The sequence below is a fragment of the Peribacillus sp. P4_B1 genome (assembly GCF_056402395.1).
Map to the genome: position 1 here is coordinate 1 of NZ_JBFUHM010000086.1, position 10,384 is coordinate 10,384.

General features: G+C 39.7%; 8 protein-coding genes and 1 pseudogene. 8 read left to right on the top strand and 1 reads right to left on the bottom strand.

Going from position 1 to position 10,384, the window contains the following annotated elements:
* The 4 genes from AC1DVK_RS25435 to AC1DVK_RS25450 all read left to right on the top strand — a co-directional run.
* Positions 1-1,008 (top strand): glycosyltransferase (locus tag AC1DVK_RS25435; RefSeq protein ID WP_477627685.1); only part of this gene is annotated, 1,008 nt, incomplete at its 5' end.
* Positions 1,009-1,092: 84 nt separating this feature from the next.
* Positions 1,093-1,548, top strand: coding sequence for an NUDIX hydrolase (locus tag AC1DVK_RS25440; RefSeq protein WP_427088448.1), 456 nt, complete (start codon positions 1,093-1,095; stop codon positions 1,546-1,548).
* 93 nt (positions 1,549-1,641) lie between these two features.
* Positions 1,642-1,782 carry a hypothetical protein gene (locus AC1DVK_RS25445; protein ID WP_289320316.1) on the top strand — a complete coding sequence of 47 codons (141 nt, stop codon included), beginning with the start codon at positions 1,642-1,644 and terminating at the stop codon, positions 1,780-1,782.
* Positions 1,783-1,850: 68 nt separating this feature from the next.
* Entirely contained in the window at positions 1,851-3,581 is a 1,731-nt protein-coding gene (locus AC1DVK_RS25450; RefSeq protein ID WP_477627686.1) for a phospho-sugar mutase, read from the top strand.
* Between the two features lie 86 nt (positions 3,582-3,667).
* On the opposite strand, the pseudogene AC1DVK_RS25455 reads toward AC1DVK_RS25450, so the two are convergent.
* Positions 3,668-4,042: pseudogene (locus AC1DVK_RS25455) on the bottom strand (IS3 family transposase); the annotation flags it as partial.
* A gap of 788 nt (positions 4,043-4,830) precedes the next feature.
* Between AC1DVK_RS25455 and AC1DVK_RS25460 the strand changes: the two are divergent.
* The 4 genes from AC1DVK_RS25460 (at position 4,831) to AC1DVK_RS25475 (ending at position 10,036) form a co-directional block, all read left to right on the top strand.
* A complete protein-coding gene (locus tag AC1DVK_RS25460) occupies positions 4,831-6,966 on the top strand; it encodes a PrsW family glutamic-type intramembrane protease (RefSeq protein WP_477627687.1) in 2,136 nt (711 codons plus the stop codon).
* A gap of 20 nt (positions 6,967-6,986) precedes the next feature.
* Complete coding sequence (locus tag AC1DVK_RS25465; protein ID WP_477627688.1) at positions 6,987-7,595, top strand: pentapeptide repeat-containing protein; 609 nt, start codon at positions 6,987-6,989, stop codon at positions 7,593-7,595.
* 578 nt (positions 7,596-8,173) lie between these two features.
* A complete protein-coding gene (locus tag AC1DVK_RS25470) occupies positions 8,174-8,569 on the top strand; it encodes a hypothetical protein (RefSeq protein WP_089364865.1) in 396 nt (131 codons plus the stop codon).
* Between the two features lie 96 nt (positions 8,570-8,665).
* Positions 8,666-10,036, top strand: coding sequence for a vWA domain-containing protein (locus AC1DVK_RS25475; RefSeq protein ID WP_477627689.1), 1,371 nt, complete (start codon positions 8,666-8,668; stop codon positions 10,034-10,036).
* Positions 10,037-10,384: the final 348 nt, after the last annotated feature.

The window sequence follows — 10,384 nt, forward strand, 5'->3', positions numbered from 1 at the left end:
GATGGTTCTGACAGACCAGATGGTTCTGACAGACCAGAAATTTTCGAAAAAAATGCTCAGCGATATTCATCATTAATTAAACAGGGTGCACACTTTTTTCCTGTTTGCCAATATCTTGCACAAGGATTAAGAAGTTTAGGAATTCCGGACGATAAAATTCATGTGTTATATGGTGGTATCGAATTGGATCTTTTCGCCTATTCTACCCCCACTCTACCTAAAGAAGGCGAAATAAGAGTTTTATCTGTAGGTAGACTTGTAGACAAAAAAGGATTTATTACTCTTATAAAAGCATTTATACGGATTTATACACAATATCCAAGGGCTAGACTGCATATTATTGGAGCAGGTGAAGATGAGGATAAAATTAAATCGGTCATTACAGAATTTAACCTTAAAGATGCTGTGATTCTTAGAGGAGCTATGGATTCAAAACAAGTTTCGGACGAATTGAAAAAAGCTCATATCTTTTGCCTTGCAAGTCAGACTGCTAAAACTGGTGATATCGAAGGCATTCCTAATGCCTTAAAAGAAGCAATGGCTAGCGGTTTACCTGTCGTTTCCACTCAACATGCGGGAATCCCTGAATTAATTGAACACCTGAGAACAGGATACCTAGCTCCAGAAAAAAATGATATTGAGTTAGCGAAAGGCATACAATTCTTTATAGATCATCCAGAGATTTGGAACGCCTATACGGAAAGAGCACGGAAAGTCATTGAAGAAAAATTTGATGTCAATAAACAAATTATTGAGCAACAAAGATTATATTCTCTCGTTAATACAACGGAAACGAAGACGGAAAAGGAACAGAAAACGGAAAAGAAAACGAAAAAGGAAAAGGAACAGAAAACGAAAAAGGAACAGAAAACGAAAAAGGAACAGAAAACGGAACAGAAAACGAAAAAGAACACGGAAAAGAAAACGAAAAAGAACACGGAAAAGAAAACGAAAAAGGAAAAGGAACAGAAAACGAAAACGAAAACGAAAAAGGAACAGAAAAAATAAATCAAGTAAGGAAAACTTAAAAACAGTTACGAAAAAACAAGCAGGATACCCAATAGTTATCATTTAGGTAGAAAGGGGAATGACATGGGCTATATTGAAGATTTACGCAAGCTTGTGGGAAAAAGGCCAGTCATTTTAACAGGGGCAAAAGTATTAGTATTTAATCCACTTGGGCAGATTTTATTACAATATCGAACAGATACAAAAGTATGGGGATTACCAGGGGGACTTATGGAGTTAGGAGAATCATTAGAGGAAACAGCATTGCGTGAAGTAAAAGAAGAAACAGGTTTAACGATTGGTGGATTACAATTTCTAAAAGTTTTATCAGGCGTAAACTATTTTATTCACTTACCAAATGGAGATCAATTCTATTCTGTTAACGCTTTTTATACAACAAATGAAATTATCGAAGGAACCTTGAAACCTGATGGTAATGAAGGAAGTGCTGTACAATTCTTTCCAATCAATCAGCTGCCAAAAGATATCGATCCCGATATCAAAAAAGAAATTTGTAATTATTCAAGATTTCGCAATTGAATTTTTTCGAAACAAGCCGTATTTTCGCTCTTCTTTCAAAGAAGTAATGAAGAATAAATGACGCTCTTTCCAAAGTGCTGGTTGGGAATATGAATGAATCAACCTACTTTGGAAGGTACGATATTTGGCGATTCTACAACTCCGTTGCAGGATAAGGAACTACTTGAGAAAGCTAAAAATGATATCGTAATGGGTGCTTTAGGAACGATGGCTTTTAGATTTCATACTCATTGATCGCCTACAATGTGTACTAAGGTCAAAGAGAAAAGAAAAATATACAGGCTGGAAGGAGCTGTTTTTTCATGGACTGGAAGTCTTTATATACTATTTGGACAAGTTACAGAAATTTAGATAATGAAATGCGTTTAATGCTTGAAGAAATGAAGGATGATGAAATAGTAATTGAAGACGCCTTTTATAAAAATTTGGAATTCGGAACGGGTGGTATGCGAGGGGAAATTGGTCCAGGTACTAATAGGATGAACATTTATACCGTGCGAAAAGCGTCTGTAGGACTTGCTGAGTATATTCAATTGTTTGGAAACGAGGCAAAATCCAGAGGAGTCGTAATTGCTTACGATTCAAGACATAAGTCTCCCGAATTTGCATTGGAAGCAGCCAGGACTTTGGCAACAAAGGGAATTAAAGCTTATTTATTTGATGAATTACGGCCTACCCCACAGCTCTCTTTTTCCGTACGTAAGCTGGGTGCATTTGCCGGTATCGTCATTACAGCAAGCCATAATCCGCCTGAATATAATGGGTATAAAGTGTACGGATCAGACGGGGCACAGCTACCTCCTGAAGCGGCGGATCAAGTCATTAATTACGTGAACGCGATTGAAAGTGAGCTTTCCATTGTAGTTGAGGAAGAAGAAATCCTAAAGGACAGAGGACTCATTCAAATCATCGGGGAGGAGCTGGATATTGCTTATAATGAGCATTTGCTCACTATTCCGGAAAATCCAAAGTTAGCAGATGAAATGGATGTAAAGCTCGTGTTTACACCGCTTCATGGTACAGCGAATAAATCAGTAAAACGTGCTTTGCATGATCTAGGATATCGAAATGTCCATATTGTTAAAGAACAGGAAATGCCCGATGCTAACTTTCCTACTGTTAAAGTGCCTAATCCAGAGGAACATGCTGCTTTTGAATTGGCCATTGCGCTTGGAAACCGCGTCGACGCTGATTTATTGATTGCCACCGATCCGGATGCGGATAGACTCGGAATTAGCGTAAAAAATAATGCTGGAGATTATGTCGTATTAACAGGCAACCAAACAGGCGCTCTCTTTTTGGATTATTTAATTTCACAAAAACAAAAGAAAGGGACTCTTCCTGAAAATGGAGTCGTATTAAAGACCATCGTGACTTCAGAAATAGGAAGGGCGATTTCTGAGCAAAATGGTTTAAAAGCCGTAGATGTTTTAACTGGATTTAAATTCATTGCTGAAAAAATCAATGAATACCACACAAGTGGAGAACACTCTTTCCTGTTTGGCTATGAAGAAAGCTATGGATATCTAATCAAAGACTTTGCTCGAGATAAGGATGCCATACAGGCGACTATTCTGGCAGTGGAAGTTTGTGCCTATTACAAAAAGYAAGGCAAAACGATGTACGAAGGTTTACTGCATGTTTTTGAGAAATATGGCTATTACTTGGAGGATTTACGATCGTTAACTTTAAAAGGAATTGAAGGTGCCAGACAAATTCAAGCGATCCTCAATGAATTCCGTGAAAATCCACCAGAGCAAATCTCTGGTCATCAAGTAGTGGTTCAAGAGGATTATCTCAGCAGGAAAAAATACATGTTTGCGTCAAATAGGGAAGAGGCCATCAAGCTCCCAAAATCCAACGTATTAAAATACTTTCTTGATGATGGCACATGGGTATGTTTACGACCTTCCGGAACAGAACCTAAAATTAAATTTTATTTCGGTGTTCAAGGAAGCTCGATGAAGGAATCTAAGGGGAAATTATCCACCGTTATGGAAGACTTTATGAGAAGAATCAATAAAATGCTTTAAAGAAGGACTCTCATTCAGAGGATCTTCTTTAAAAAACTAGGGTCAGCATTCATTATGTAGAGAAATGCGGACCCTTTTTTGTTTATCATGTAATGCCATTTATTTTTGATTTTGACAAATGTTAAATCACTGACCACTATTTTTTCTCTTCTTCTTGTAGAAATTCCCGATTTAATTCGTTAGCCTAGCCTGATTCGTTGCATGAGGTCTTTTGCGGTTTAGACTGAGCAACTATAAAAGAGAAAAATAAGCCCCTGTTCTTTCATGATACGGCCAATTCGCCTTCTGGAGACCGTAATGCCTCTTTTCTTTTATTCAACCTTAATCTTACGTGTTCCGTACGCCTTACGGTTTTTATCAAAAATTTCTAAAATGGCATTTGCTTCGTAGTATTAGGTGCTACGTGAAAGCTCCAGGACGCCACACATTGCTGATACCGAGTATTTATCTTTGTTCCGTTTTGGTAGTGTTCAATGATCTGTTGTTTAAATTCAGAAGTGAACGTACGGCGTTTTCGCTTGGTCATTTTGAGTGCACCCTTATCGTAGTGAGTTAAGTGTATCTGCCCTTAAAACTTCTGTCCAGATAAGTGTAGACGATTCATTTAGTTGAATAAATGTATGTGCAAATTTAGATGCTTTTAAAACATTTTATTAAGATAAAGAACAGGTTTGTTAATAAAACTCAATTTAGAGGTATCTTTTTAGTAATTTCGAATATAAAAATATAGGTTAATCAAATAAATAAGAGGTGAGGAAAGAAGGAGATTTTTCATGTCAAATCCTATGCAAACTGATTGAAATGATGTTGTACGACCATCTACCAAATTATTTGAAGGGAAAGATGGCTTGTGATTACAAGTCTGATTGGATTTATACTTGCAATGGGCACGTTATTTTTATTTATTTTCGCGGCCCCATTATTTTGAAGGCGATTTGAAGAATGCTTTCTCCTTAATGCGGCAATCGGCATTTTTCTCCTTTCAATAGCAGCGATTTTACCTTTTCTGGGCTTCGTGCAAAAATACCCAGATTTGCGACCAGCGCCTTTTCCACATTTTATAAAAATGTCTATATTACTAGTATCCCGCGAGAAATAGGGTAAGTACTTGTTGCGGGTATTACTCTATAAACCTCCGATCGATCGGTGACCATCGTTTTCATGAATTCATTTATTTACTCATGGCCGGACCGTCGTCAAGGGAGACGTCCCGTTCGCACGAGGTCGGCTTACAAAGGAGGCGACCGTAGTGAATACGCTCTGGTCCATTCGAACCGGAATTCGGGATTTCCTTGAGGCCATCTATCGAACTTGCCAATCATGGATTGCGAAATATCCGTTTATTAAAACGGCGTATTCGATTTTTTCCTGGCTGTCTTTGCTTGCGTTTGTGTTGAGCTTGTTTTTCGTTAAAGAATCGCGTACCATGATGATTCAATATTTGTGGTCGTTTTATGTGCTGCTGCAATTTTGGTTTCTGTGCCGAAGCAAAACGATGCCGTGGAAGCAAGTTGTTCTGTTCGTTCTGTTAGGTGTTTTCCTTGTCGTACCGTTCACGACGCTTACGGTCAATGCTCTCCATGCGTTTTTCGGCGGAAAAACTTCCGACACTTGGTCCATTGCCGTTATCACGCCAATTTTCGAAGAATTGTGGAAGCTCCTTCCTCTAGGTATATTTCTGTTTTTCTCACGTCGAGCTTCCGCCTTGAGTTTAAGCGATTTCACGCTCATCGGGGCGGCAACCGGTGTCGGCTTCCAACTGATGGAGGAGCTTTCCCGAAGGTGGCTAAGTTCCGGCATTCTTGAGAAAAAGTTTGGCTATAGCTTTACAATGCTGGGCGGCGAAACGATCCATTGGGATATATTCTCACTGTTTCCCGGGCGTTTCGAAGAAAGTCTGTTCCCGACGCTAATGACCGTCGGTCATCCCGTACATACAGCCATGATCACACTTGCGTGCGGAATTGCTTATCGGCTGCGAACAAGACTGACGAAATGGGTTTTTCTGTTCCCGGCAATCCTTTTGCTGTGGTCCATCTTGGATCACGCGGCTTATAACGGCCAACACAAGCTGCCGGGTTGGGTGTTCCGGCTTCATGAGTGGACCGGCAGCGGTTATAAAACTCAGCCGGCCTTCCTGCTGATGCTGGCCGCATCGCTCATTGCCGATTACTGGTCGCTGAACAAAATACGGAACTGCCTTCCGTTGCTGCCGAACGAGCCGCTTCTTAATCCGTTTACCGAGCTGTGGAATATGATCCGCTCTTTTTGTCTGGACCGGGGGAAATTCATATATTGGCTAGGCTTTTACAGGGAGCGCAGGGAGCTTGGATATCATTTACTTTATGGAAATGAAGAAGCCGCCGGTAGACAGGAGCCTGTCCAGGCTCGGGTAAAGGCTCTTTACCAGGTGCTAACCGGACTCGCGATGATTCTGCTTGTGGCCGGTCTGTTCGCAGGCATCGGGGCTCATGCGGGCGGTGGGGAAACGGCATGTTTCGCCTGCATGTTCGATTCGCTGCAAAATTGGTGGGATGGGTTGGATTGGTATGAACAAGGGGTGATAGTGCTTGGTGCCCTTGCCTTGTCATTGCTGTTCGTCGGATTCTGGCCGGCTTTTGGCATCGCGATGACGGGGGCGGGAATCGCCGGGAGCGGACATGAGACTGCCGGTTATATCCGCGATCCGAAGAAGCTGCTGACTCCCGAAAATGCGTTTTCCGTCGCTCTCGGCATTGTACTAAGCCGAATCCCGTTCGGCAGTGCACTAAGATGGGTTGGGAAGAAAGGGCACCGCTATGTGCGCAAGCTTTTGGATAAGCTTGGGTCCCAGAAGCCGGATGTCGACGTTCCGATTAAACCGAAACCTCCGAAAAGTGACGGCGAAAGCCCTGGCAAGCATCCGGACGATCCCAAGAAGCCGGATGACGATACGCCGAATAAGGATAAAGCTGATGAGGGAATGGAGTATACTGGTGGTAGAAATCAAAAGGAATTGGATGATTTAGCAGGTGATCCTTCACATGGAGGTAAAATTAGAGATCAGGGTGTGAAAGAAAGAGAGATAGGCTTGGAATTGGAGAAACAGGGCAAACTAGGTAGAATAATTCGAGATCCTCAGGCTGATGGTGGAGCAGAATTTATTGACACAACTAATGGTGTAAAATGGGATGTTAAAAGCTTTCAATCTTATCCAAATGGGCATACATCACCGAAAAAGGGAGCCTTTACAGTAAATAATGGAATGAAAGGGATTAATAAGGAACTTGATAAAAACTACAATGTAATAGTGGATACGAGAAAACTAATTCCTGAACATATTGATCAGTTAAAAGAGGCAATAAAAGAAGCAGGAATAGCTGATAGAATTATTTGGTATCCATAGTTTAGGAGGGTATGCAGGGCATGACAATATTAAATGTTGAGGAAATTATTGTTCAACTTGAATCACACCGCCTTTGGATAGAGACCATTGGTAAGAAAGGTGAAAAACTCGGCTTAGATGAAATAGACTTCCGAAATTTAGATTTATCAAAATATCCGTTAGATCAAGCATACCTTACAGCTTGTCTTTTTGATGGTATGAACTTAAATCTTAAAGATATGTCTTCATCTTTATTATGTTCATCAACTTTTAAATTCGCTAATTTAGAAGGTTCAGATTTTTGTAAGTCTAACGTTTCATATGTAGATTTTACAAATGCAAATATTAAAGCCTCAAGATTTGCTGATAGTGAATGCATTGAGACAGTTTTTGTTAAAGCTGATTTATCAAACGCAAATTTAGTAGGTGGTCTTTTTGATGAGGCAGATTTTCGTGAAGCGTCATTACTGAATGCTGATGTAAGATTATCTACGTTTGAAGGGGTATTACTAAAGGGGGCTAAGTTAGGGGGGATTCGAGGACTAGAGGAGGCTTTCATTAAAAGTGTTAATATAGGTACTCCAGAACACCCTATAATTCTTAAAGGAGAAGAAGGTAGACAGTGGCTCAATAATGAAATCAAAGAATAACTTTTAGGCGTTATTGATCGAGACAATACCGTTAAATCAAAACAGTAGCTTTCAGTGCGGTCTTCGGAGTTGAATAACAGTTGGCTATTAGTGTAATGATCCTTGATCCACAAAACGATTTTGAAAAACCCTTCTTTCTTTCAGTTGCTACGGAATCCTTTTTCAAAGAATTTTGGATACTGCCATCCTAGGTAGATCTTTTTTCGTCAGGTTTTGATGAAGAGCAAGATTTACCAAGTATTCTTGCCGAACTTGCTCAATTATGAGTGGGCGCATCGACACCTAGAGGAACAGCATGCCAAATTATTTGAAAGAGTAGAAGGGCCTAAGGAAAAATACCCCATGCATGTAAAGACGTAGTTGTATTTATAGGAAAGCTGTGATATCACAAACTTATGTTGCCCCAACGCGTTTCGGCGCGAGGGTGTGGTCGTTTATATCGGGTTATGCAATACCATAATCGCTCATAAAAGTTACGCCAACAATACACTGCACCATATTTCCAATATAGAGGTTTTCATAATAATTACTTCATTGCTCAATGAGATTAATATGCAGTGAAGGGTGGAGGGTTATTTATGAAAAGTACAGTTGTAGGAACGATTGCTGTACTATTTGCCGTTTCCTTGCTGGTTGGTTGCAATGATGCAAAAAAAACGGAAACCGCAGAGTTGAAACTAGAGGGGGACTGGAAACTTGTCGCCGGTTCCCAATCGACAGCTTGCTTTTCCGGGATGAAATTTTTTGAAAATCCTACTACCGATAGGGAACCTTTATCCGTTCATGAAACAACGGGAAATTTTACCCAAATATGGTTCGGGGAATACGAGAAAGAAGGAAACGATATTCGGGTTATATTGCACGAGCCCAAAGCGGAGCCATTCATTATGGTCGTCAACCGCAGAGGAAACGAATTGAAGCTTCAATACGAATGGAAATCRGCAAATTTAGTCTGCTCGTATCAGCCTGATTAACATGTATATTCTCAGAAGCCGTGGTTATCAAATGAACTTTGGCTTGGTAGATAATAATTTGATTATATAAGAAGATTATTAATCGGAGGCGAGTTGATGATTCGAAGGTCTATCTTAATATTGGTAACGTTAGCCTTATTCCTTGCTGGTTGTAGTAATGAACCGGAAAAGAATACTTCAAAAACTCAGAATCCATCACATTCAAATCAAAGTAATGAACCGGAAAAGAATATTTCAAACATTCAGGACCCATCAGATTCAGATCAAAGTAAACATCAGACTTCCTTAACAGATGAACAAATATTAATGAAACCTCCAGGACGTTATGCTGGTTCTAACTATGATGAACAGAAGGTTCAGGAAGCTCTGGATCAATTATCAAGTGATTTGACAGCTGATCAATATAAGGAAGAACTCCTCCTCCTATTAGCTGAAGATTATCGACCTTATGTGACCACTTTCAATAATTTTGAAACAGAAGTTAAAGTGAATAATGAGCGACCTAATGGTAAAATCACATTACCCACAAGTAAGAAGTTACACATTTCGATCCTACTTGATGCCAGTGGCAGCATGAAAGCGCAGATCAATGGCAAATCAAAAATGGACTCTGCCAAAGAAGCTATTCAAATCTTCTTAGATAAATTACCAAAAAATGCAGAGGTATCTTTGCGGGTTTATGGACATAAAGGAACAGGAAGTCATAAAGATAAAAAAGTATCCTGTAACAGTACAGAAGAAATCTTTCATGGTCAAGGTGAGCAGACAAATCAAATAAAAACGGTACTTCAAGATATAAAACCAGCCGGATGGACGCCAATTGCTAATGCTCTGAAATCTGTAAAACAAGATATTAATCCGGAGACAACCGATTCGGTCGTATATGTAGTTAGTGATGGAATTGAAACATGTGGAGGTAATCCAGTGCAGATTGCCAAAGAACTCAACCAATCCAAAGTGAAAACAGTTGTAAATATTATTGGCTTTAATGTGGATAACGAAGGACAGAAATTGCTTCGACAAGTTGCTGCATCTGGTGGTGGAGAGTTCACTTCTGTAGATAATGACGAATCACTAAAGAATTATCTCAATAATGCGTATGCCAAATTACAAGGCGAGTGGACGATGTGGAAAGAAAAAGGAGAAGGACAGGCAAATACACAAAAAGAACAGAAGCAGGGAGCTATTAATAATACAGAAACAGATATGCAAATTCTAGTGAACAAAGAATATTATAATCTGCTAGCAGCCCTTAAGTATCTAGAAATTAAATATGGAAATGCTATCCCTCACGGTGAGGTCTGGAAACAGATTACTGATCGTAAGAATTTCGCATGGGATTATGCTCGTAATACCGGGAGGCGTTTGTATGACGAAGTCACTAATAGTGGAAATCAGGTTTATGACGATATCAAGGATGAAGGGGATAAGAATATCGATGATCTGACGAATAAGAAAAAAAATTAACGGCTGCGGCGGAATGACACGATCATGGAGGATCAATGTTGGATTGTTAACACTAAATCAATCAACCTTTTTTAAGGGGTAACTGGATTTGAGTCAATATTTTGGACACTAAAAAGTTAAATCTTAAGCTGTATTCCTAATTCAAGAACTTGGATATCCGGATTGCCAAACAAACATTTCACTGGATGGAGCTTACTTAGGGATGCCTTAAAGCATTTAATAGCAGAAGAGGTAAGACGAAGTTTTGAAAGGTCCATGGGCAAGTCTTAATTAGGCTATTGGTCATTTATTTGATTTCACCTTGTGGCCATATTTTATCAGGAAAATCCCTTATGAACTAATAGGTGT

Bases quoted from the DNA above. Each gene is read 5' to 3' on its own strand.
- AC1DVK_RS25465 (WP_477627688.1), top strand. From the start codon at position 6,987: ATGACAATATTAAATGTTGAGGAAATTATTGTTCAACTTGAATCACAC.
- AC1DVK_RS25475 (WP_477627689.1), top strand. From the start codon at position 8,666: ATGATTCGAAGGTCTATCTTAATATTGGTAACGTTAGCCTTATTCCTT.
- AC1DVK_RS25440 (WP_427088448.1), top strand. From the start codon at position 1,093: ATGGGCTATATTGAAGATTTACGCAAGCTTGTGGGAAAAAGGCCAGTC.
- AC1DVK_RS25445 (WP_289320316.1), top strand. From the start codon at position 1,642: ATGAATCAACCTACTTTGGAAGGTACGATATTTGGCGATTCTACAACT.